The organism is Priestia megaterium (assembly GCF_041941685.1).
In the GTDB taxonomy this organism is placed as follows: Bacteria; Bacillota; Bacilli; order Bacillales; family Bacillaceae_H; genus Priestia; species Priestia megaterium_C.
On sequence record NZ_CP130958.1, the window covers coordinates 4049830 to 4074120 of the forward strand.

A 24291-nucleotide genomic window follows, 5' to 3' on the forward strand; every position below is an offset into this window, starting at 1 on the left:
ATTATCACAATTAAGTAGCCCTTGCAAACAATTTTGATTATTTTATTGTAAAATTCTGAATAGTTTCCAATGCTCGTTTAGCAAGCGTTTCATTTCGTTCTTGTTTGTTTTTGATTCGCACTTCCAATTCTTTGAATAAGCCAAAGTTGGCATTCATCGGCTGGAAGTTTTTAGCGTTTGTATGTGTGATATAGTGAGCCATACTCCCAATCGCTGTTTCCTGCGGCAATACAACCAATTCTTCACCAAGTACAAGTCGAGCCGCGTTCATTCCTGCCATTAGTCCGCTCGCCGCTGATTCCACATATCCTTCTACTCCCGTCATTTGTCCAGCAAAGAATAAGTCATCACGCTCACGATATTGGTACGTAGGCTTTAACAATTTAGGAGAATTAATAAACGTATTTCTATGCATAACTCCGTAGCGTACTACTTCTGCATTTTCTAAACCTGGAATTAAGCTTAATACTTCTTTTTGTGCTCCCCATTTTAAATGTGTTTGAAAACCTACGATATTATATAGTGTACCTGCTGCATCATCTTGACGAAGCTGAACAACTGCATAAGGTCGCTTTCCTGTTTTCGGATCTTCTAACCCAACTGGTTTCATTGGTCCAAAGAGCATTGTTTTTTTCTCCGCGTGAAGCCATTACTTCAATGGGCATACATCCTTCAAAATAAATTTCTTTCTCAAATTCTTTTAAAGGAACCGTCTCTGCATTGATTAATGCTTCATGAAAACGCTGGAATTCTTCTTTTGTCATCGGACAGTTTAAATAGGCAGCTTCCCCTTTGTCATAGCGAGATTTAAGATATACTTTATCCATATCAATGCTGTCTTTTTCAATAATAGGTGCAGCCGCATCGTAAAAATATAAATAATCTTCACTTGTTAACGCGCGCAGCTTTTCCGATAAATCTTTTGACGTTAACGGACCTGTTGCAATAACAGTTGGTCCTTGTGGAATTTCCGTAATCTCTTCATTAACAACCGTTACGTTCGGATGGTTTTTAACGCTTTCCGTCACACGAGCGGCAAACTCGTGACGGTCAACAGCCAGTGCTCCACCTGCTGGAACAGCACACTCGTCTGCTGAACGAATAATTACAGAGTCTAACAATCGCATTTCTTCTTTTAAAACACCCACTGCATTTGTTAATGTATTCGCACGCAGTGAATTACTACATACTAATTCAGCAAATTTGTCCGTGTGATGAGCAGGTGTTTGCTTCACTGGTCTCATCTCATAAAGACGGACTTTCAAACCGCGCTTTGCGATTTGCCAAGCTGCTTCACTTCCAGCAAGACCTGCTCCAATAACATTAATTACTTGTTCATTCATTGTAAATCCTCCAACTTCATTTCTATCTTTTCTATCATTTTCCTTATTCATTTGCTTGTCTTTTCCTTTTTTAACAGGACAAAGAAAATGCGACATTACTCAATGTCGCTAATAACGTTTCCATTTTAGCACATGAAGCAATGTCGCCGCATCTTATATAACTGCTATTTTTAAATTTAAAGTGTGGGAATTCATCCCATTCTCTTTTACTGCTGAGCTTCCTCTTTATAATCACAACTTGTACAGACGACTTGAGTTCCTTTTTTCTGTTTCTTCTCCACAAGCAGATTTTCACATTTCGGACATTTTCTTGCAATCGGCTTATCCCAAGATACGAAGTCACAGCCCGGGAATCGATCACAGCCATAAAATGTACGCTTTTTCTTCGATTTTCGCTCAACGATATTTCCTTCTTCACATTTCGGACACTTTACACCAATCTCTTTTACAATTGGCTTTGTGTTGCGGCAGTCAGGGAAATTAGAGCATGCCATAAATTTTCCGTAGCGTCCCATTTTGTATACCATAGGTGAACCGCATTCTTCACAATCTTCTCCGGCAGGTTCATCTTTAATCTCCACTTCGCGCATTTCTTTTTCAGCATGTTCTAAGCGTTTTTCAAAATCACTGTAAAATTCGTCAATAACACGCACCCATTGAACATTACCATCTTCCACTTCATCCAAATCGTTTTCCATTTTAGCTGTAAACTCTACATCTAAAATTTCCGGGAAAAACTCCAATACAAGCTCTAGTACAATTTCTCCAAGTTCTGTTGGAACAAAACGCTTGTTATCGAGCGCTACGTACCCGCGCTTTTGAATCGTGTCAAGTGTTGGAGCATATGTAGACGGTCGGCCAATGCCTAGCTCTTCTAATGTCTTGACTAAACGAGCTTCAGTATATCTTGGCGGCGGCTGTGTGAAGTGCTGCTTTTCATCGATGTCCTTAGAGTAAGCTACTTCTCCTTCTTCTAAGTCTGGAAGAAGGTTTTCTTTTTCCTCCACTTGATCATCATTGCCTTCAACATACACTTTCATAAAGCCTGGAAATTTAACTTTCGAGCCGTTTGCTCTAAATGTTACGTCTCCATTTTTCAAATCTACAGCCATTGTATCCATAATTGCAGGTGCCATTTGACTAGCAACGAAGCGCTCCCATACTAGCTTATACAGTCGATACTGATCACGCGATAAGAACTCTTTTACCTCTCCTGGTTTACGAAGAGCTGAAGTTGGACGAATCGCTTCGTGGGCATCTTGCGCGTTCGAATTTTTCTTTTCTTTACGCTTTTCCGTTGCCACAAACTGATTTCCGTATGCGTTCGTAATGTAATCTCTAGCTTCTGTTTGAGCTGTTTCTGAAATACGAGTAGAATCGGTACGCATATACGTGATAAGACCTACTGTACCTTCTTTTCCTAAATCAATTCCTTCATATAATTGCTGCGCAATCATCATTGTTTTTTTCGCTCGGAAGTTCAGTTTCCGCGCTGCCTCTTGCTGTAATGAAGACGTAGTAAAAGAAGGAGCCGCATTACGCTTTCGCTCACGTTTCGTTACTTTAGAAATTGAAAATTCATTTCCATCTAATTGTTTAACAATGTTGGTTACATCATTTTCATTCGATAGCTCTACTTTTTTCCCTTGATATTCGATTAACTGGCCTTCAAATTGGTCATTCCCTTTTTGAAAAGTTGCTTTTACCGTCCAGTATTCTTCTGGGATAAACTTTGCAATTTCTTTTTCACGATCAATAATTAACCGCACTGCAATTGATTGAACCCTTCCGGCACTTAATCCTTTTTTCACTTTTTTCCACAGCAATGGACTGATGTTGTAGCCAACCAGCCTGTCAAGAATACGGCGTGCTTGTTGAGCATCTACTAAATCCATATTAATTGCTCGTGGATGTTTAAAAGATTCTTTAATCGCTTCTTTTGTAATCTCGTTAAATACTACGCGACAGTCCGATGCAATGTCTACATCCAAACTGTGCGCCAAGTGCCATGCAATCGCTTCTCCTTCACGGTCTGGATCGGCTGCTAGGTAAATCTTTTTTGCTTTTTTAGCCGCTGTTTTTAGTTCTTTTAAAACCGGGCCTTTCCCGCGAATTGTAATATATTTCGGATTGTAATCCTGTTCAATATCAATTCCCATTTGACTTTTAGGTAAATCGCGAACATGTCCCATCGATGCTTTTACTTTATATTTCTTTCCTAAATAACGTTCAATTGTTTTAGCCTTTGCAGGCGATTCTACAATTACTAGGTAGTCAGACATCTATTTGTTCCTCCTCAAGAGGTAGAATAAAATCTTCATTATTATTAAATATTTGGTTCTTGTTTGTCAAATGTCCAAAAGATAAGTCATACGATTTTACTACGTATCTCACTACTATTTCATACCATGCAAGAATATGACTACTTTGAAACATTCATCTTATATACATCATTTCATCTGTAATATCAGCAGCGCTTTGCACAAGTTTTGCCCCTAATTGGATTAACTTATTCGTTCCACATGATGTTTCTTCAAAAATAGAACCCGGTATGGCAAATACTTCTCTTCCTTGCTGAAGCGCCTGGTCGGCGGTAATAAAAGATCCACTTCTTTCTTTTGCTTGCACCACCAACGTGCCTCCTGTTAATCCGCTAATGATTCTGTTTCTGCGAGGGAAAAACCATTTCGTCGGCTTCATAAACGGGGCATATTCAGAAAGCAGCAAATGATGCTGCGCAATTTCTCTTGCTAAATTTTGGTTTACTCTTGGGTAAATATTATAAAACCCTCCGCCTAAAACTGCAATCGTTTTAGCTTTTTCAGCGATAGCCAGTTCATGAGCAGCCTGGTCAATCCCTAGAGCTAGTCCACTTACAACGACAAATTCTTCATGCAGCATCGGCTTAACAATATGAGTCAGAGCTGCAGTTCCATATGAAGTGGGATTCCTTGTTCCTACAACGCTTAAGCTTTCTGCAGCGTGTAGAAGAGAAACCTTTCCTCTTGCAAATAATACCCAAGGCGGATCATAAATATGCCGCAAAAGTTCAGGATATTCATTATCTAGGAAGGTGACACATTGAATATTCTCAGCGTCATATTTATCTAGAATATCTCGTATTGGAATAGTTTGCAAATCTTTTTTTATTTGATTAGCACGTTCAATCGAGAGAGTCAATAGTTTTTGAAGCTGTGATGGAGAGTACTCGTAGAGATTTTGTAATGAAGAATTCTGTTGAAGTAGCGTAAAAATTTGTTTCCAATTAACAGATGGACAATGTGCTAAATGAATTAATTTTTCCCGTAAATCAGACATTCTACAATCTCCTTTTTAAATGGACAAAATAGCCCCCGGTCAAAGGAGGCTATATGTCTTCTATTAATGAGTCTTACACTGCTCGTAAATGCCTTGTTCTTTTAACACTTTAATAAGTGTTTCTCCCATAACAGATGGTGTTTCAGCTACTTGGATACCGCACTCATTCATTGTTTTAATTTTTTCAGACGCTGTCCCTTTACCACCTGAAATAATAGCACCAGCATGGCCCATACGTTTTCCTGGAGGTGCTGTTTGACCGCCAATGAAGCCGACCACAGGTTTTGTCATATTTGCTTTTACCCATTCTGCCGCTTCTTCTTCTGCCGTACCGCCGATTTCACCAATCATAATTACTGCATACGTATCTTCATCTTCATTAAACGCTTTTAATACATCGATAAAGTTCGTGCCGTTCACTGGGTCACCACCGATACCAACAGCTGTTGATTGGCCAATGCCAGCTTCAGAAAGTTGATGAACAGCTTCATATGTTAATGTACCAGAACGTGAAACTACACCTACATGACCTTTTTTGTGAATGTACCCTGGCATAATTCCAATTTTACATTCTTCCGGTGTAATAACACCTGGGCAGTTAGGTCCTACAAGGCGCGTACGTTTTCCTTCCATATAACGCTTTACTTTTACCATATCTAATACTGGAATACCTTCCGTAATACAAATAACTAAATCTAAATCTGCGTCAACTGCTTCAATAATGGAGTCAGCTGCGAATGCTGGCGGAACATATACAACAGAAGCCGTTGCGCCTGTTTTTTCTTTTGCCTCGGCAACCGTATTAAATACCGGAACACCTTCTACTTCTAAGCCGCCTTTACCTGGCGTTACGCCACCAACAATTTTTGTTCCATATTCTAACATTTGCTGTGTATGAAAAAGGCCAACTCCGCCTGTAATTCCTTGTACAATTACTTTTGTATCTTGATTAATAAATACGCTCATTCCTATCCCCCAGCCTTTCTATTTCACTAGTGAAACGATTTTTTGTGCGCCGTCTGCCATAGATTCAGCAGCTGTGATATTTAAGCCTGATTTTTGTAAAATTTCTTTTCCAAGTTCAACGTTTGTTCCTTCTAAGCGAACAACTAATGGAAGACTTAATCCAACTTGTTTCGTTGCTTCAACAACACCTGTTGCAATAACATCACATTTCATAATCCCGCCGAAAATATTAACGAAAATACCTTTTACATTTTGGTCAGATAAAATAATTTTGAATGCTTCCGTTACTTTTTCAGCAGTTGCGCCGCCCCCAACATCCAGGAAGTTAGCAGGGTCGCCTCCGTAATGCTTAATAATATCCATCGTTGCCATTGCTAAACCTGCACCGTTTACCATACAACCGATATTACCGTCTAGTGAAATGTAGCTTAAGTCGTATTTAGATGCTTCAATTTCTTTAGCATCTTCCTCTTCAAGGTCACGATATTCAAGAATATCTTTTTGACGATACAGCGCATTTGAATCAAAGTTTAACTTCGCATCCAATGCCATAACGTCCCCGTCACCTGTTACAACTAGAGGATTAATCTCTGCGATTGAGCAGTCTTTTTCAACAAATACTGTATATAAACCTGTCATGAATTTAACTGCTTTTCCAACTAATTCTTTTGGAATATTAATATTAAATGCAAGTCTGCGAGCTTGGAATGCTTGTAAACCAATCGCAGGATCTACATATTCTTTAAAGATTTTTTCAGGCGTTTTTTCCGCCACTTCTTCAATTTCAGTTCCACCTTCTTCAGAACCCATCAATACAACTTGAGACGTTGCACGATCAAGAACTAAACCGATGTAGTATTCTTTCTTAATATCGCATCCCTCTTCAACTAACAAGCGCTTAACTTCTTTTCCTTCAGGGCCTGTTTGGTGCGTTACGAGGGTCTTTCCTAAAATATCTTGTGCATATGTACGAACTTCATCTAAGTTTTTTGCTACTTTGACACCGCCCGCTTTACCGCGTCCACCAGCATGGATTTGTGCTTTCACCACTGATACTTGTGAACCTAATTCCTTTGCTGCTTCAACTGCTTCTTCAACAGTAAAAGCTACTCGACCATTTGGTACTGCAACCCCATATTTTCTGAGTAGTTCTTTTCCTTGATACTCATGGATATTCATTTCCCATCCTCCTAACATAATCAACCACAAAACTATACTGCACAAAATAGACTGCGCTTTCATTGTATAAAAATAATTGTCTAATTGTCTACTATTCTAGTGAAAAATATTGAAATAATAAGAAAATTGATATTTTTATGGAGATAGTACTTAACTATACCTTATGAAGTCGATGAGGCTCTGCGGACGTTAAACGTGTGGTTGATCATGTAAATCAGCCTTCACAACTAAAGCAAACTGAGAGGAAAATAATTTACGAACTCCACCCTCTGCAATATCTCCACTTAAATAGGCTATATTCTTTTTGAACCTAAAATACCACATGTGAAACATGCGCTAAAAAGCAGAGATATGCTCGGGTATCATGTTCTAGTTTACTTGGTTTTTTATCGGTGCAAAAGATCGGCGATGTTCTGGCAAAATTCCATATTGTTCGATTGCTTCTAAATGTTGTTTTGTTCCATATCCCATATGTTTTTCGAATCCGTATGCAGGATAGCGTTCACCAAGTTCTTTCATCATTCGATCTCGCGTCACTTTTGCAATAACGGAACTTGCAGCAATCGAAATGCTTGTAGCATCGCCTTTGATGATTGACTGCTGCGAAATAGGCACCGGCAGCTTCATCGCATCAATAAGCAGTTCATCAGGCTGAACAGCTAGAAGTTCAATTGCTTCAGTCATTGCCTTTTTTGTTGCTTCATAAATATTAATAGAATCAATGACCTCTGCGCCTATAATACCTATACCAATAGCAACCGCTTTTTTACAAATTTCTTCATAAAATTCTTCTCGCTTTGCCTCTGATAACTTCTTTGAATCCGTCAAACCAGGGAGAAAAAAATCCGGAGGCAAAATAACAGCAGCCGCTACTACCGGTCCTGCTAACGGTCCTCTTCCTACTTCATCTACTCCGGCAATATAGGTTGCTCCTTGATTGTATAATTCGTTTTCATATGCCATCATTTCATCAAACTGTTTCTTCAAGCGCTCAGCGGCTTCAAATTGCCTTTGTTTTTGAATAATAACCTGCTGCACACCTTTACGCTCATCTTGCGCATATGCCTTAAATAAAGCATCTTCCGGGCTTCTCACTTGCTTTAGTTCTTCTTTTATTTCCTTAATACTTTTTTTCATTAGCTCCACCTTCTTTATATCAACATTTTCACACGGCACCTTTACATAAAAAACGCCTCATGCTAAAAAGGCAGAGGCGTTTTTTGTTTCAGTTCGCAATGTATTGCTTACAGCTGCTGTTCAGCTTCACTTGGATCATCAAATGTAAAGGTGCCAATTTTATCCGTTCGAATTTCTCGAAGAACAAGCTCAGCTGTTTTATCGTAATCCACCATGCCGCCACCCATTAAACAGCCGCGGCGCGACCCAATTGCATCAAAAAGCTCTACAATATCTTCAGGGATTTCATTTAAATCATAACGCTGCTTTAGTTGTTCTGGGTAATGGCTAGATAAGAAGCGCAGCGCATAAACAGCGACATCTTGCATATTTAAAATGGTATCTTTGATAGCACCCGTTGTCGCAAGCTTATATCCAACTGTTTCATCTTCAAACTTAGGCCACAAAATACCTGGCGTATCAAGTAGCTCCAGCTCATTTCCTACCTTAATCCACTGCTGTGCTTGCGTCACACCTGGACGATCTCCGGTCTTGGCGATTTTTTTGCTGGCAAGGCGATTAATCAGCGTTGATTTACCGACGTTAGGAATCCCTACAATCATCGCTCGGATGGCGCGGGGTTTTTTGACTCCTTTTGCGCGCATGCGGTCAAACTTCTCTTGAAGAAGTTCTTTGGAAGACGAAACAATTTGTTTCATTCCTTTACCTGCTTGTGCATCAATAGCTAAGGCATAAATACCTTGTTGTTTATAATAATCTAGCCACTGCTGAGTAACGCGCGGATCAGCTTTGTCCACTTTATTCAGCAATACGATTCTCGGCTTGTTCACGATAATCTCATCAATCATTGGATTTCGCGATGATTGCGGAATGCGTGCATCAACCAGTTCGTATACAATATCAATCAATTTTAGCTTTTCAGTTACTTGTCTTCTGGCCTTGGCCATATGACCAGGAAACCATTGAATTGTCATATTTTACTCACCTTTTATATTTTACTTTGCAAAACGCGCTTCTTTAATCGGCCAGTATACGGCACTCGTTTTACCAAGCACCTTGTCCATGCTCACAAAGCCAATCTGACGGCTGTCTTTACTGTAGCGTCGATTGTCTCCCATCACGAACAAATAGCCTTCTGGCACGGTCTTTTTACCCGTTACGTCTTCTAGTTTAAAATCTTCGGTTAAATTACCGTCAATCACTTCTTTTTTATACTGATCTAAGTAGGGCTCTTTATAAGCTTTTCCATTTACATATAGCGTATCATTTCGATACTCAATATGATCACCCGGCAGTCCGATAATACGTTTTATGTAATCTTTTTCCGCTGTAGCATGAAAAACAATAATATCAAAGCGATCAGGATCACCAATCTTATAGGAGAACTTATTTACAATCATTCGATTTTGGTCATGCAGCGTAGGCATCATAGAAAGTCCATCTACTACAATCGGTGCAAACAAAAAATAGCGAATTACAACAGCTAACAGTACGGCAATGGCGATTGCTTTTATCCATTCCCACAGTTCATTTTTCTTTCGAGCCATCTTCAGTCCTCCAACTCTTATGTCATACCTTTATTTTAAACGATAATGTTTGAAACGCCTAATAAATAAATAGAATAAAAAAATGATGACTTGTACGTCTATTTTTTACTGTCAGAGAACGAATCGTTCTAAAAAAACATTTGAAAAAAGGAGCTTGTATAAACAAGCTCCCCTTTACTATTATCGAATTTCTTTAATACGCGCAGCTTTACCACGTAATTCACGTAGGTAATAAAGTTTCGCACGGCGTACTTTACCGCGGCGCATTACTTCGATTTTTGCAATTTTTGGCGTATGAAGTGGGAATGTACGCTCTACACCTACACCGTAAGAAATCTTACGTACTGTAAATGTTTCGCTGATACCACCGCCACGACGCTTAATAACAACACCTTCAAATACCTGAACACGTTCACGAGTACCCTCAACGATATTTACGTGTACACGTACAGTATCACCAGGACGGAACGTAGGAAGATCTGTTTTTAATTGTTCTTTTGTAATCTCTTCGATTAATTTTTGCATCGCGTGTTTCAACTCCTTCCAACAGACGCTCATACCAATGCTTTTCAATCATTGCAGCGGAACATCGTTATAGGTGACCAGACATCTGCCCAAGCCACAAAATCTATCTTAGCACACTCTTATACCGTATGCAACAGAGTTTATGCATAAATTTTATGGATTTATGAAAGGTGGTTTTCCTCTTTTAATTGAGCTACTAGTTTCTTTTGCTCTTCCGTTAGCTCCATCTTTTCAAGCATATCCGGTCTTCGAAGCAACGTGCGCTTTAAAGACTCTTTTTGGCGCCACTGTTCAATTTTTTTATGATTTCCTGACATAAGTACTTCAGGAACTGTTAAGCCTCTAAAATCAGCAGGACGCGTATAGTGGGGGTGCTCTAGTAAACCTGTACTGTGTGAGTCCTGTACAGCTGAATGATTATTGCCAAGCACATCGGGAAGCAGGCGAACAACGCTATCGATCACAACCATTGCACCAAGCTCTCCTCCAGTTAATACATAGTCACCAATTGAAATTTCATCAGTTACCAGCTGCTCACGAATTCGTTCATCATATCCTTCGTAATGACCGCAAATGAAAATTAAATGCTCTTCTGCTGCTAGCTCTTCTGCTTTTGCCTGCGTATAACGTTCGCCCTGCGGACAAAGTAAAACTACCCGGGGCTTCTTAGCTGTTTCAGTCAGCTTTTCTACAGCGTCAAAAATAGGCTGCGGCGTCAATACCATTCCAGCACCTCCGCCGTAAGGATAATCGTCCACATTTTGATGTTTGTTCGTAGAATATTCTCGGAAATTAACCACATTCAGTTCAACCGCATTTTTTTCCTGTGCTTTTTTCAAAATTGATTCACCAAAAACACCGTCAAACATAGAAGGAAATAGCGACAGTACGTCAATTTTCATTAGTCCAATAACCCTTCCATTACCGTAATAACAATCTCTTTTTCATCTATATCAATAGATTGTACAACGTCGTCGATGTAAGGAATAAGAACTTCTTTTCCGCCTTTTTTAACAACCCACACATCATTAGCTCCCGGCGTTAAAATTTCTTTGACCGTTCCTACCTCTACTCCGTCTTCTGTTTTTACTGTACAGCCAATAATTTCATGGAAATAGAATTCACCGTCTTCTAAATCCGTTAGCTGCTCCTCAGGGATTTTCACTTCGCAGTTTTTGTAATGCTCGACATCATTTACGTTGTGATAGCCTTCGAATGTAAGCAGATCAAAATTTTTATGCCTGCGATGGCTTGCTACCGTTACTTCTACCGGCTCGCTTTGCTTCTCTTTGAAGATATAAAGTTTATTTCCTTTTTCATAGCGCTCATCAGCAAAATCCGTAGTTGATACAATACGAACTTCTCCTTTTACACCATGGGTATTCACAATTTTTCCAACCTTAAACCATTTCATGCTTCTTCACCTCTATCTAATCTCAACAACTTTGCTATCTTTTATAATAATTGTTTTACTTTCTTTTATCTTTTCCCAATCATCGCCGATTTTTACCTCTACTAAGGCATCCAGTTCCGTTTCAACGAGTTCGCTCCCTAAAGGAAGCTTTTCTAATTGCGTCAGCTGAAAGTTCAACACTTCAATTTTTTCAAGGCGAGCGGATTTTTCTTTTTCAAACTGACTATGTAATAAAGAAGAACCTTTATTGGCTTTTTCCATGTGCTTTAACTGAAATTTCAGCTGTTCCATTTCTTTTTCAAGCGCCTGCTTGCGGTTTATAAAACGATTTTCAAGATCTTGTTTGCTTGCTTCAGTTAACACTTGTTTCACAACCACTTTTTGAATAATGTTCAAAACGTTCCCTCCGCCCTCAAGATAGTGACCTTGTGCTTTTTACATGCATATTGAAATAGCTGCCTCTTGCTCGCAAAAGACTTACTGTGATCAAAACGTCCATCTTATCATAACATAAAAAAAGGGCGAGGTTATCCCTCTCCCTTTTTGATTACTCTTGAATTTTCACATACACTTTTTTACCTTGCTGTAATGCTGCTGCATTCACAACAGTTCGAATCGCTTTTGCAACGCGGCCTTGTTTGCCGATTACTTTGCCGACATCTTCTTGGTGAACAGTAAGGATGTACGTCACTTGGCGTTCATCTTCTTGCTCCTCCACTTTAACATCAGCTGGATAATCAACAAGCGGCTTTACAATTGTTTCGATTAGTGATGTCATCTCGAGTGAAATTATTTTCCTAATTTAGCATTATGGAATTTTTCCATGATGCCTTCGTTAGAGAAAAGGTTACGAACTGTATCAGATGGTTTAGCACCATTTTGTAACCATTTAAGAGCTAGCTCTTCATCGATTTTAACTTCAGCTGGTTGAACTACAGGATTGTAAGTTCCAACTACTTCGATGTAACGTCCATCACGTGGTGAACGAGAGTCTGCTGCTACGATACGATAGAAAGGAGATTTTTTAGCTCCCATACGTTTTAAACGAATTTTTACTGCCATTTTATAAAGCACCTCCGAATATGTTTCAACAAGATAATATAATATCAAATAGGTAAAATGTTTGTAAAGGTTTTTTTCTTAACACTAGAAAAATATTTTATTTTCTTTGGTTTTTCAGTCCAAATCAAGCGTTTTATCATGAGAAGAATGGAAGTTTCATACCCTTTTTCTTGCCTTTTGACATATTTGTCATTTGTTTCATCATTTTTTTCATGTCTTCAAATTGTTTAAGCAAACGGTTTACTTCTTGTACAGAACGCCCGCTTCCTTTTGCAATACGCTTTCTTCGACTTGCATTAATGATTTCAGGGTTTGTTTTTTCCGCTTTCGTCATAGAACGAATGATTGCTTCTACATGATTAATTTGCTTTTCATCAACCTGCAGGTTTTTGAGCCCCTTTACTTTATTGGCGCCCGGAAGCATACCAATTAGCTCATCAAGCGGTCCCATTTGACGCACCTGAGCAAGTTGATCTAAAAAGTCATCAAATGTAAATGACTGCGTGCGCAGCTTAGCTTCAAGCTCTTTTGCTTTTTCAGCATCTACATTTGCCTGAGCCTTTTCGATAAGCGTCAGCACATCACCCATACCTAAGATACGGGAAGCCATACGCTCTGGATGGAATGCTTCAATAGCATCCATTTTTTCTCCAAGACCGACAAACTTAATTGGTGTATCGGTTACTGCACGAATAGAAAGCGCTGCACCACCGCGCGTATCGCCGTCTAGTTTCGTTAATACAACTCCAGTTAATCCTAATTGCTTATTAAAGCTATCCGCAACGTTTACCGCATCTTGACCCGTCATCGCATCGACAACAAGGAAGATTTCGTCTGGGTTAGAAAGCTCTTTGATCTGTTCTAACTCTTCCATTAGATTTTCATCCACATGCAAACGTCCCGCTGTATCAATTAATACATAATCGTGATGCTCTTCTTTCGCATGAGCAATAGCTTGTTTCGTAATCTCCACAGGACTTACTTGATCACCTAATGAAAAAACAGACATGCTAAGCTGTTTCCCTAGTGTTTCAAGCTGTTTAATAGCTGCCGGACGATAAATATCTGCTGCTACAAGCAATGGATTACGGTTATATTTTTTACGTAATAAATTGGCAAGTTTACCGGTTGTTGTTGTTTTACCTGCACCTTGAAGTCCAACCATCATAATTACAGTTGGAGCTTTTGGAGCTACTGCAATCTTGCTTTGCTCTCCGCCCATAAGTGCAGTTAATTCTTCTTGTACAACCTTAATAACTTGTTGTCCAGGCGTTAAGCTCTTAAGAACGTCTTGACCTACAGCACGTTCGCTTACGCGCTTAACAAAGTCTTTTACTACTTTAAAGTTTACATCGGCTTCTAAAAGGGCAAGTCTAACTTCACGCATCATTTCTTTAACATCAGCTTCGTTAACTTTTCCTTTTCCTTTTAACTTTTGCAGTGTGCTTTGCAAACGGTCGGCTAATCCTTCAAATGCCATATACGCCGCCCCCTAATCTAATTTCTCGAGCGAATCAAGAAGAGAAGAAAGCTTACTGTTCTTGTTTAAGTCGGCTGCAAGTTCGTCTTTCAGTTGTTGAACAATTGATTGACGCTCTTGAAACCGTTGAAATAACAATAGCTTTTCCTCATATTGTTCAAGCATTTGCTCTGTACGTTTTATATTATCATAAACTGCTTGACGACTCACATCAAATTCTTCCGCTATTTCACCGAGGGAATAATCATCCAAGTAATAAAGTGACATATAACTTCTTTGTTTGGGCGTCAACAGCGCCTGATAGAAGTCAAATAAGTAATTCATTCTTGTTGTTTTTTCGAGCATATGCACGCTCTTTTCAACCATCTGACCGCCCCCCTTGTTAAGTGAAAAGCCTTTACATGTTATTAGTTTAACTAGGCTAGGTTTGAATGTCAAGTTTTTTCCTTAACACCTCACATTTTTCCACTTGAAAGAGATGGAGATATGACTAAATTATTTCAATTTAAAGACGAACAAACGGGTTAAGGGAGCTCGTATGAAACCTGCGTCCACCCTACTAATAAAAAGATCCGAACGATTAATCGTTCGGATCTTTCTTCAACTAAGATACTTATATCCCAGCCTCTTTTTAGATTACGCCTCTTTTTCTGTTTCTTCTTCTACAGCATTGGCAAATAATCCATAGATATATTGCTCCGTGTCAAACGGTTGAAGGTCGTCTACTTTTTCTCCAAGTCCAACGAATTTAACAGGAAGCTTCAGTTCGTTTCGAATGGCAAGAACAATTCCCCCTTTAGCCGTACCATCTAGTTTTGTCAACACAATTCCCGTCACGTTCGTTGCTTCTGAGAATGTTTTAGCCTGACTTAAAGCGTTTTGACCCGTCGTCGCATCAAGTACAAGAAGTACTTCATGAGGGGCGCCAGGAATTTCTCGCTCAATAACACGCTTTACTTTCTCTAATTCTTTCATTAAATTCACTTTGTTTTGAAGGCGCCCTGCTGTATCACATAGTAAAACATCTGCTTTTCGAGCCTTAGCTGACTGAACAGCGTCATACATGACAGCGGCAGGGTCAGAACCTGCAGATTGCTTAATAACATCAACACCAACGCGTTCTCCCCATACTTCTAACTGCTCAATTGCACCGGCACGGAACGTATCACCTGCTGCCATTACGACTTTTTTGCCTTCTTGTTTGAATTTATGCGCAATTTTCCCAATTGTTGTTGTTTTTCCAACGCCGTTTACCCCTACAAACAAAATCACCGTTAAATCATTTTGCTGCATATTCAGTTCACCAATCTGCTCTTCACCAGATTCATAAATATCAATTAATTTCTCAGAGATGACAGCCTGCACATCTTGAGGATCCTTAATATTACGGCGTTTCACTTCCGATTTTAAGTCATCAATTAAATCCAATACGGTAGCCACACCAACATCAGCACTGATTAAAATTTCTTCTAATTCCTCAAAAAATTCTTCGTCTACTTGACGATAGCGAGACACTAGATCATTCACGCGTTCTGAAAAAGAATTGCGCGTTTTTGATAGTCCATCTTTAAATTTTTGTGTAACAGAATCCGTTTGCATTGTAATTTTTTCTTTTAGTTTCTTAAAAAAGCTCATTCGTACCACCCTTTCATTCTATGAGTTAAACATATTGCTTTGATTCTTCTAAGCGAACAGAGACTAATTTCGATACGCCAGATTCTTGCATCGTCACACCGTACAGTACATCAGCTTCTTCCATTGTACCTTTTCGGTGAGTAATAACAATGAACTGTGTTTGAGTACTAAATTTGCGTAAATACGTAGCAAAGCGATGAACGTTTGCTTCATCAAGCGCCGCTTCCACTTCATCTAGCACACAAAACGGCACCGGACGTACTTTCAAAATAGAAAACAGGAGGGCAATGGCTGTTAACGAACGCTCGCCGCCTGACAGCAACCCTAGATTCTGCAGTTTTTTCCCAGGAGGCTGGGCAACAATTTCCACACCTGTATTTAATAAATCTTTCGGATCTGTTAATTTTAAATCCGCTTTTCCTCCTCCGAATAGTGAAGAGAACACTGTACCAAATTCATTGCGGATACGAGAGAACGTATCAGAAAAACGTTTCTTCATTTCCTCGTCCATTTCTTCAATCACTTGATACAGCGTATTTTTCGCTTCGTCAAGGTCCGCTCGCTGCGTATTTAAAAATTCATAGCGCTCTGAAACACGTTCGTATTGTTCAATAGAACCTAAGTTTACGGTTCCTAATTCATCAATTGCCAGCTTAATGAGCTTGATTTTTTTCCTCGCTTCTTGAATATCTAATGTTAAAGGATACTTTTCTTTTGCTGCTTCAAAGCTAATTTCGTACTCTTCTGTCAGCTGCTGCAGACGGCTGTCTAGCTCTACGTCAATTCGATTGATTTTGACTTCTTCATCTTTTAAAGCATCCGCAATTTGTTTGTACTGACGCTGCAGCTCTTTTACAATCCTCTCTTCGTCTTCAAGTTTATTCTGGGCTTTCAACCGCTCTGATCTGCAGTCATCCATTAATTTTAACGTTTCTGTCTTTTCTTTTATTCGCTCATGCGCTGCTTCTTCGAGCTGAAGTTCACCCGAGTCGTTGCTCGTGATTTCACTCGTTAAAAGAGAAAGATCATCTGTAGTTTCAGATAAACGCTGAATGGTTTGATCAAGCTCAAAACACACTCTTTCATATTTTTCTTGCTGATTTGCGAGGAACTGTTCTTTTTTCGCAAGAAGGACTTTTACTTCTGTAAGCTCATGTTGAACCGTTTCTTTAGACGTTTGCTGTGTATGCTTGCGTGCAGCTAACTCTTCAATGTTTTTCTCTAATACATTTGCCTGCTGCTGATTTCCTTGCAAACTCGTATGCAGCTCATCAATTCGAGCGGACAAGCTCGTTTGATCTTGCCTAAAGCTAGCAATATCATGATCGTACATGGTTAAGCGGTCATTCACTGCTTTTTCTTCGATGTCAATTTGCTTTACTTCTCGGTCAGACTCCTGCTCTTTGTCTTTCAAGCGTTCCACAAATGCCTGCTGTTTATTAATTTCCTGTTGAAGCTCTTCAATCTGTGACTTTTTATCTTTCACATCTTGCTCGAGCACAAGCGTCTTTTGTTCCATCTCTTCTATTTTTGCCGTAATGGCTTCCACTTCACGCTGACGGCCTAACAAAGAGTTGGACTTTTGCTTCATTGAACCGCCTGTCATCGAACCACCGGGGTTGACGACATCTCCTTTAACGGTCACAAAACGATAGCGATGCTGTACAAGACGGGCAAGTTCATTCGCACCTTTTAAATCATTGACAACAATAACGGTTCCAAGCAAATTTTTAATAACTCGTTCGTAGGTAGCTTCGTATTTAACAAGAGATGAAGCAATTCCTACATACGCTTCGTGACTCTCTAGCATAGAAATAGTTTGAGCCGGAACATAACGTTCTTTTACAGACGTTAGTGGTAAAAATGTAGCTCTCCCGTAACCGTTTTGTTTCAAAAAGCCAATTGCCTGACGTGCACTTTGTTCGTCTTGAACGACAATATGCTGAGCTGCTCCTCCAAGCGCAATTTCAAGCGCTGTTTCATACTCTTTTGGAACATTGATTAGCTCAGCAATGGCACCTTTAATACCTGCAAGCTTCTCATCACGCGCTTTTAATACTTCTTTTACACCGTGAAAATAACCTTCATAGTCTTCTTGCATCTCTTCAAGCATTTCTTTTCGTGATTTTGTCTGCTGCACGTACTGATAAGCTTGATAAAGCGTAGACTCTTGTTTACGATAGGCTTGCCTTAATGACTCAAGCTTCTCTCCTTGCTGCTTATACACGTGTACAGCCTGCTGAAGCTCTTGACGAAACTGAGCAAGCCTTTTGATCGCCGCTTCTTTTCGCTGCGTTAATTCACGGCGTTGTTCTACGTATTGCTCGTTGGATTTTGTTAAACGCTGCTCTTTTTCAAACGTTTGCATTTTTTGCTGCTCTAAAAATGAAATTTCATTTCGAGCGGATGTTTGAGCGTTCGCTAATTCAAAATACTCGCTTTTCATCTGTTCAAGTTTTTCTTCTAGATTCTCGCTGTACTGCCTGAACAGCTGTTCCTGCTCAGTAAGCTTCAGACGTATCTCTTGTACTTCTTTTTGAGATTGCTCAAGATCTTTTCCTTCGCTGTCTTTTGCTTTACTTAGCTCTTGATGCTTATGAGTATACTCTTTTACTAAACGTTCCAGCTGCTCTTTATTTTGAAAGGCATTTTTCTTACGCTCTTTTAATACTTCTTTTTTGCCTTCTAGCTTTTCTACTTCTTCACTTACATATAGTAGTTTTTTATGTAAAGAGTCTAGTTGTTCATCTATTTGCTGAATGTGCAAACGAAGGGTCTGGATTTCTCCTTCACGCGTGCGAATATTCGTCGCGAGAGATTCTTCAAGCTGCTCGTGCTGAGCCATTTCAGCTTTTAATTTTTCCCATTTCTGATGAAGATCTTCAACTTCAAATACCGTAACAGCCACATCAATGTGCTCTAATTCTTCTTTTTTCTGCAAATAATCTTTTGCAATAGACGATTGAATCTGTAAAGGCTCTAACTGACCTTCAATTTCATGAAGAATATCTACCACTCGATTTAAATTTTCTTGCGTTTCGAGAAGTCGAAGCTCCGCTTTTCGTTTACGCGTTTTGTATTTTAATACACCTGCTGCTTCTTCAAAAATTTTACGGCGCTCGTCAGATTTACTGCTTAGTACTTCTTCTACTTTTCCTTGACTGATAATCGAAAAAGCTTCTCTTCCAAGTCCTGAATCCATAAATAAATCGACAATATCTTTCAAGCGGCACGGCTGGTTGTTAATAAAAAATTCACTGTCTCCTGAGCGGTACACGCGCCTTGTAATACTAACTTCATGGTAGTCAAGCGGGAGAAACTGGTCATCATTTTCCAACGTAAGCGTTACGTCAGCAACATTTACAGCACGGCGCGATTCGCTTCCTGCAAAAATAATGTCCTCCATTTTCCCTCCACGAAGCGATTTGGCTGACTGTTCTCCAAGCACCCAGCGTATGGCGTCCGTAATGTTGCTTTTTCCGCTTCCATTCGGTCCTACTACCGCCGTTACACCTGGCACAAAATCTATCGATACTTTTTCTGCAAACGATTTGAACCCTGCAATATCTAATCGTTTGAGGAACATAGAAATCCCCCCTCACACTTGTAATCTTTTCATAGCAAATCCCCCTTTATAACGAATACGTTAAGAGGGGGATCATTTTATTTCGTTTGACTTGCTCTAATTTTCGTAATAGCTACTTGAGCTGCTTTTTGCTCTGCTTCTTTTTTCGAACGGCCTACACCAACGCCGAGCTCTTCACCATTTAACGATACGCGAGATAAGAATTCGCGATTATGCGCTGGACCTTTTTCTTGCAAAACTTTGTATTCTAATTGTCCAACTCCATCACGTTGAATGACTTCTTGAAGCTGGCTTTTGAAATCCATCACATGAGAAAAAGCACCTTCATTAATTTTTGGAAAGACAACTTTTTTTAGAATCGTTACTACCGTATCAAGCCCTTGGTCTAAATAAAGAGCTCCGATAAATGCTTCAAACACATCGGCCAGTAAAGCGGGTCTAGATCGGCCGCCGGTCATCTCTTCACCTTTTCCAAGTAACACTAGTTTACCAAAATCCATTTCATTTGCAAAAGTAACAAGCGACGGTTCGCACACAACTGCTGCACGAAGCTTCGTTAACTCACCTTCACTCATCGTTGGATACTTTTTAAATAAAAATTGTGATACGGTTAGCTCTAATACGGCATCTCCTAAAAACTCAAGACGCTCGTTGTCTTCATACGGTCTTCTGCGATGCTCATTCACATAGGATGAATGTGTAAATGCTTGAAAAAGAAGCGCTTCATTTGTAAACTGAATACCAATTTCCTTTTGAAACTCTGCAAAATTTTGCTTGAATTTCACGTTCATCTTTCGATCTCGATTTGAATATTGTTTAGGCATAAAATACCTCCGCTTACCTGCTTCAATTGTTTCGTAGTTTTTTCCTAACATCTCTCATTATAAAACGAGGTATCCTAAAAGATACACTACCTTTTCAAAAAAAAGAGGTCTTTTTTTGAAATTCCTAAAAAGAAGAGAAAGCCCCGCTGTTTAACGGGGCTTTTCATACATATACTACAGATTAAATTTGGCTCTGTATGTAATTAACTGCATCTCCTACAGTTGAAATTTTTTCAGCTTCTTCGTCAGAAATTTCGATATCAAATTCCTCTTCAAGCTCCATTACAAATTCAACTACGTCTAGAGAGTCAGCACCTAAGTCTTCTTTGAAACTAGATTCTAGTTTCACTTCACTTTTGTCTACACCAAGACGATCAACAATGATTGTTGTTACGCGTTCTAGTACCTCTGCCATTGTTCTTCACCTCCCCTCAAGTCATTATAGATGATTTCCATCTAAAATACTATGGTTGAATAATAAAGTTTATCGGTCGCCTAGTAAACGTCCCTTTGTACTTTATCACCAAATTACACTTTTCGTAAAGTGCATTTTTTACATCACCATTCCGCCGTCAACGTGAATCGTTTGACCCGTAATATAACGGCTTGCATCTGATGCTAAAAACGCAACTGCGTTCGCAACATCCTCAGGCTGGCCGAAGCTTGCAAGAGGGATTTGCTTTAACATTTCCGCCTGCACTTCTTCATTCAATTTATCCGTCATGTCTGTTGCAATGAAACCAGGAGCAACTGCATTCACTGTAATATTGCGGCTTGCTAATTCTTTGGCAGTTGTTTTTGTTAAACCAATCACGCCTGATTTTGCTGCTACATAATTTGCTTGTCCAGCATTACCGCTGACGCCGACAATTGATGAAATATTAATGATACGTCCTGTGCGCTGCTTCATCATTTGACGAGTAACCGCTTTTGTACACAAAAATACGCCTTTTAAGTTTGTATTAATAACATCATCCCATTCGTCTTCTTTCATACGCATAAGAAGATTATCACGTGTGATGCCCGCGTTGTTCACTAAAATATCTACTGAACCAAATGTAGAAATCGCTTCTTTTATCATTGCTTGTACAGAATCACTTTCTGCCACATTTGCTTGTACAGCAATTGCATCCGTTCCTAATCCTTTAATTTCATCCACAACTTCAAGAGCTTTCGCTTCGCTGCCAGAATAGTTTACAACTACTTTAGCACCAAGCTTTCCCAGCTCAATTGCAACGGCACGACCAATTCCGCGAGAAGCGCCTGTTACAACCGCAACTTTCCCTTGTAACATGTTATTCTCCCCCTTTTAGTGCGTCAATCGTTGATTTTAATGATGTAAGATCATTAACAGCATACACAGCCGCACGTCGATTTACTTTTTTCACAAGACCTGATAATACTTTTCCTGGTCCAATTTCAACAAATGTATCTACACCTTCTGCAAGAAGTGTTTCAACTGTTTCTTCCCATCTCACTGGAGAATACAGTTGTTCCACTAGCTTGTTTTGAATATCTTGACTGTCAGTAACCGGCTTTGCAGTTACGTTTGCTATAACTGGAACCTTCGCATCGCTAAAGCCCACTGTTTCTAGCGTATCACGTAGTTTTTCAGCAGCTGGCTTCATTAAACTAGAATGGAACGGACCGCTTACCACTAGAGGAATCACGCGTTTTGCACCTTTTTCTTTGGCAAGAGCTCCTGCTTTTTCTACGCCATTTACCGTACCTGAAATAACAATTTGACCCGGACAGTTAATATTTGCAAGCTGAACAGCTTCGCCTTCGCTTGTAATTTGAGCGGTAACGGCTTCTAGATCTTCCGCTGACATGCCAAGCACTGCTGCCATTGTACCTTGACCTGCTGGTACAGCTTCGTCCATATAGCGACCTCTTTTGTGAACAGCAACAACGGCATCTTTAAACGATAAAACCTCAGCAGCCACAAGCGCACTGTATTCTCCTAGACTGTGACCCGCAACAAAATCGGGTGTAATTCCGCTCGTTTTAAATGCTTCAAGTAGCATTGTACTCGTTGTTAAAAGAGCAGGTTGAGCGTGATAAGTTAAAGTCAATTCTTCTTGAGGCCCTTCAAAAATAATGTTTGAAAGACTGAATCCTAAAGCTTCGTCAGCTGTATGAATCAGCTTTTTCGCTTCCTCTGTTCCATCATATAAATCTTTTCCCATACCAACAGTTTGTGACCCTTGGCCTGGAAAGATAAAAGCAATTTTCCCCATTTCTTATCTCTCCTTTTCTTCATTAGCAGTTTGTTCGATTGCTTTTTGAATAGTGGAAGACACATTGTTTTCCACCATATTCACAGCTTGCTTAATCGCGCTAAATACTGCATTCGCATCCGACGAACCGTGCGCTTTGATAACAGGCGCATGCAATCCAAACAGCCCTGCTCCTCCATATTCACTGTAATCCATTTTCGCTTTTAAACCCTGCAGCTGAGGCTTTAGCACCGCTGCGGCTAACTTGCTTTTTAACGTGCTCATTAATTCTTGTTTAATCATAGAAAACAAGGAAAGCGCCGTTCCTTCAATGCTCTTAAGAGTCATATTCCCTGTAAAACCATCTGTTACAACCACATCCGCTACGCCGTTTAGCAAATCACGAGATTCCACGTTGCCTACAAAATTGAGATCAGCGTTCTTTAGTAGCTGAAAGGCTTGCTTTGTTAAATCATTTCCTTTTTTATCCTCAGTCCCAATGTTCAGCAGTCCCACTCTAGGAGCTTGAATGCCGCGTACTTTTTCGGCATACACAGACCCCATCACAGCGTACTGCAGCAAATGTTCAGGCTTGGCATCAACGTTTGCACCGACATCTAACATTAAAAATCCTTTTCCGTCTAGTGTCGGAAGCGTCGGAGCAAGTGCTGGACGTTCAATGCCTTTGATGCGACCTACAATAAAAAGTCCCGCTGTCATAAGCGCGCCTGTATTTCCTGCTGAAATACAAGCATCAGCACGGCCTTCGGCGACTTCATTTGCCATTAATACCATGGATGCTTGTTTTTTACGGCGCACAGCTCGCACCGGCTCATCAGTTGCATCAATGGTTTCTTCTGTATGGATAATCGAAATACGATCAGATTTTGTTAAATACTTTTTAATCTCCAATTCGTTTCCAATTAATGTAATATGTAATTCTTTAAATTGAGCAGTAGCTTTTTCTACACCTTCGATAATGGCTTTCGGTGCATGATCTCCGCCCATTGCATCAATAGCTAGTTTCATGTTGTGTCTCATCCTTTTTATTATTTATCCTTTGTAGAACGATACATTTTAAAAGTTCCAGAGAACACTTGCTCTTGCCCTACATAGCTGTTTACTTCCACGGTGGTTCGCACTTCACTGGTTGACAGAACTTTCGCTTTTGCTATCACGCGTTCATGAAGCTTAACAGGGCGATGATAGCGAATCGACGCATCTGCTGTGAGTGCTAATTCGTTGTTAATAACAGCGACAGCTAATGAATTAGCCTGCGCAAAAAGGTGGTGACCACGAGCAATTTGATTACGCTGAAACACATGCTCTGTTTTTACATCAAAAATAGATATCGCTGATTGATCTAATTCAATGTCGATAACTTCTCCAATCACTTCTTCAATCGGAAGCGAACGGACTTCCTCATCTAGTTGTTTTGAAGCTACATGTTTAATACGTTCTCGCAGTTCAGGAATTGACAACTCTAGGCGGTCTAATCGAATTGTTTGAACGCTCACTGAAAAACGGTCTGCTAGTTCTTCATCCGTAATAAATGGGTTTTCTTCAATTGTCGTTTTTAATAGATGCTGTCTTTCTTTTTTACTGCGCTTCATTCTCCACCATCCGAACTTTTAATACTAGGTACTAATAGCAGTATATAATCATTACCTTCTAATTGCAACATTTTTCACATGCTGTATTCTGTGCATTGACGTAGTATTAATGACCACCAGCCGCTAACTCTTTCACTCTAAGCCGCTTTTTATCTTTATAGACGAAAAGAGATTGAGACATAACTAGATCACTTCAACCTAAAGATGAACAAATGGGATAAAGGAGCTCGTATAGATTGCTTGTTACACCGCTGCTGATTTCCGTGCAAGACTTCGCTTTCCGCTGGCCGCAGGTGATCCTCCTCGTCCCTTACGCTTCTGCGGGGTCTCATCTATTCCGCTTTCCCCGCAGGAGTGCCTTGCCCTTCACTTAACAGTTAGAAGCACCTACATACCCATCACATACATGAAATCTACGTTCATCATCACAATGAAAAAAATCC

The 24291-nt window shown here is 39.8% G+C and carries 23 protein-coding genes and 1 pseudogene; all 24 read right to left on the bottom strand.

Annotation, left to right across the window (positions count from 1 at the left end; all coding sequences use genetic code 11):
* Positions 1–37: 37 nt before the first annotated feature.
* Positions 38–1343, bottom strand: a pseudogene (gene trmFO, locus Q5794_RS21470) (FADH(2)-oxidizing methylenetetrahydrofolate--tRNA-(uracil(54)-C(5))-methyltransferase TrmFO).
* Between the two features lie 206 nt (positions 1344–1549).
* Complete coding sequence (gene topA, locus Q5794_RS21475) at positions 1550–3625, bottom strand: type I DNA topoisomerase (protein WP_013058887.1); 2076 nt, start codon at positions 3623–3625, stop codon at positions 1550–1552.
* A 154-nt stretch (positions 3626–3779) separates the two neighbouring features.
* Complete coding sequence (gene dprA, locus Q5794_RS21480) at positions 3780–4661, bottom strand: DNA-processing protein DprA (RefSeq protein ID WP_374988416.1); 882 nt, start codon at positions 4659–4661, stop codon at positions 3780–3782.
* Between the two features lie 63 nt (positions 4662–4724).
* Entirely contained in the window at positions 4725–5627 is a 903-nt protein-coding gene (gene sucD / locus Q5794_RS21485) for a succinate--CoA ligase subunit alpha (RefSeq protein WP_013058889.1), read from the bottom strand.
* Positions 5628–5645: 18 nt separating this feature from the next.
* On the bottom strand, positions 5646–6806 hold the full coding sequence (gene sucC, locus Q5794_RS21490; RefSeq protein ID WP_013058890.1) for an ADP-forming succinate--CoA ligase subunit beta: 1161 nt from the start codon (positions 6804–6806) through the stop codon (positions 5646–5648).
* Positions 6807–7175: 369 nt separating this feature from the next.
* The gene (locus tag Q5794_RS21495) at positions 7176–7943 is read right to left on the bottom strand and encodes a ribonuclease HII (RefSeq protein ID WP_214984413.1); all 768 of its coding nucleotides are present in this window, start codon (positions 7941–7943) and stop codon (positions 7176–7178) included.
* Between the two features lie 107 nt (positions 7944–8050).
* On the bottom strand, positions 8051–8917 hold the full coding sequence (ylqF, locus tag Q5794_RS21500) for a ribosome biogenesis GTPase YlqF (RefSeq protein ID WP_192996233.1): 867 nt from the start codon (positions 8915–8917) through the stop codon (positions 8051–8053).
* A 21-nt stretch (positions 8918–8938) separates the two neighbouring features.
* Entirely contained in the window at positions 8939–9490 is a 552-nt protein-coding gene (gene lepB, locus Q5794_RS21505) for a signal peptidase I (protein WP_013058893.1), read from the bottom strand.
* 180 nt (positions 9491–9670) lie between these two features.
* Positions 9671–10015 carry a 50S ribosomal protein L19 gene (gene rplS, locus Q5794_RS21510; protein WP_013084808.1) on the bottom strand — a complete coding sequence of 115 codons (345 nt, stop codon included), beginning with the start codon at positions 10013–10015 and terminating at the stop codon, positions 9671–9673.
* Positions 10016–10176: 161 nt separating this feature from the next.
* Complete coding sequence (gene trmD / locus Q5794_RS21515) at positions 10177–10917, bottom strand: tRNA (guanosine(37)-N1)-methyltransferase TrmD (protein WP_192996232.1); 741 nt, start codon at positions 10915–10917, stop codon at positions 10177–10179.
* Positions 10917–11429, bottom strand: coding sequence for a ribosome maturation factor RimM (gene rimM / locus Q5794_RS21520; RefSeq protein WP_214984412.1), 513 nt, complete (start codon positions 11427–11429; stop codon positions 10917–10919). The genes trmD and rimM overlap by 1 nt, the downstream gene beginning before the upstream one ends.
* 12 nt (positions 11430–11441) lie before the next feature.
* Positions 11442–11825: a YlqD family protein gene (locus Q5794_RS21525; protein ID WP_013058897.1), complete on the bottom strand. Its 384-nt coding sequence runs from the start codon at positions 11823–11825 to the stop codon at positions 11442–11444.
* Between the two features lie 151 nt (positions 11826–11976).
* On the bottom strand, positions 11977–12207 hold the full coding sequence (locus Q5794_RS21530) for a KH domain-containing protein (RefSeq protein ID WP_192996230.1): 231 nt from the start codon (positions 12205–12207) through the stop codon (positions 11977–11979).
* An 11-nt stretch (positions 12208–12218) separates the two neighbouring features.
* On the bottom strand, positions 12219–12491 hold the full coding sequence (rpsP, locus tag Q5794_RS21535; protein WP_013058899.1) for a 30S ribosomal protein S16: 273 nt from the start codon (positions 12489–12491) through the stop codon (positions 12219–12221).
* A gap of 136 nt (positions 12492–12627) precedes the next feature.
* Entirely contained in the window at positions 12628–13971 is a 1344-nt protein-coding gene (ffh, locus tag Q5794_RS21540; protein WP_374988417.1) for a signal recognition particle protein, read from the bottom strand.
* Positions 13972–13983: 12 nt separating this feature from the next.
* A complete protein-coding gene (locus Q5794_RS21545; RefSeq protein WP_013058901.1) occupies positions 13984–14316 on the bottom strand; it encodes a putative DNA-binding protein in 333 nt (110 codons plus the stop codon).
* Between the two features lie 291 nt (positions 14317–14607).
* Positions 14608–15606: a signal recognition particle-docking protein FtsY gene (gene ftsY / locus Q5794_RS21550; protein WP_013058902.1), complete on the bottom strand. Its 999-nt coding sequence runs from the start codon at positions 15604–15606 to the stop codon at positions 14608–14610.
* A 25-nt stretch (positions 15607–15631) separates the two neighbouring features.
* On the bottom strand, positions 15632–19192 hold the full coding sequence (gene smc / locus Q5794_RS21555; RefSeq protein WP_192996228.1) for a chromosome segregation protein SMC: 3561 nt from the start codon (positions 19190–19192) through the stop codon (positions 15632–15634).
* 77 nt (positions 19193–19269) lie between these two features.
* Positions 19270–20016, bottom strand: coding sequence for a ribonuclease III (gene rnc, locus Q5794_RS21560; RefSeq protein WP_013058904.1), 747 nt, complete (start codon positions 20014–20016; stop codon positions 19270–19272).
* Between the two features lie 181 nt (positions 20017–20197).
* The gene (gene acpP, locus Q5794_RS21565; protein WP_013058905.1) at positions 20198–20431 is read right to left on the bottom strand and encodes an acyl carrier protein; all 234 of its coding nucleotides are present in this window, start codon (positions 20429–20431) and stop codon (positions 20198–20200) included.
* 138 nt (positions 20432–20569) lie between these two features.
* Positions 20570–21310: a 3-oxoacyl-[acyl-carrier-protein] reductase gene (fabG, locus tag Q5794_RS21570; RefSeq protein ID WP_374988418.1), complete on the bottom strand. Its 741-nt coding sequence runs from the start codon at positions 21308–21310 to the stop codon at positions 20570–20572.
* A gap of 1 nt (position 21311) precedes the next feature.
* Entirely contained in the window at positions 21312–22256 is a 945-nt protein-coding gene (gene fabD / locus Q5794_RS21575) for an ACP S-malonyltransferase (protein WP_214984411.1), read from the bottom strand.
* Positions 22257–22259: 3 nt separating this feature from the next.
* A complete protein-coding gene (plsX, locus tag Q5794_RS21580; RefSeq protein WP_214984410.1) occupies positions 22260–23264 on the bottom strand; it encodes a phosphate acyltransferase PlsX in 1005 nt (334 codons plus the stop codon).
* Positions 23265–23284: 20 nt separating this feature from the next.
* On the bottom strand, positions 23285–23848 hold the full coding sequence (gene fapR, locus Q5794_RS21585; protein ID WP_013084815.1) for a transcription factor FapR: 564 nt from the start codon (positions 23846–23848) through the stop codon (positions 23285–23287).
* Between the last annotated feature and the right edge of the window lie 443 nt (positions 23849–24291).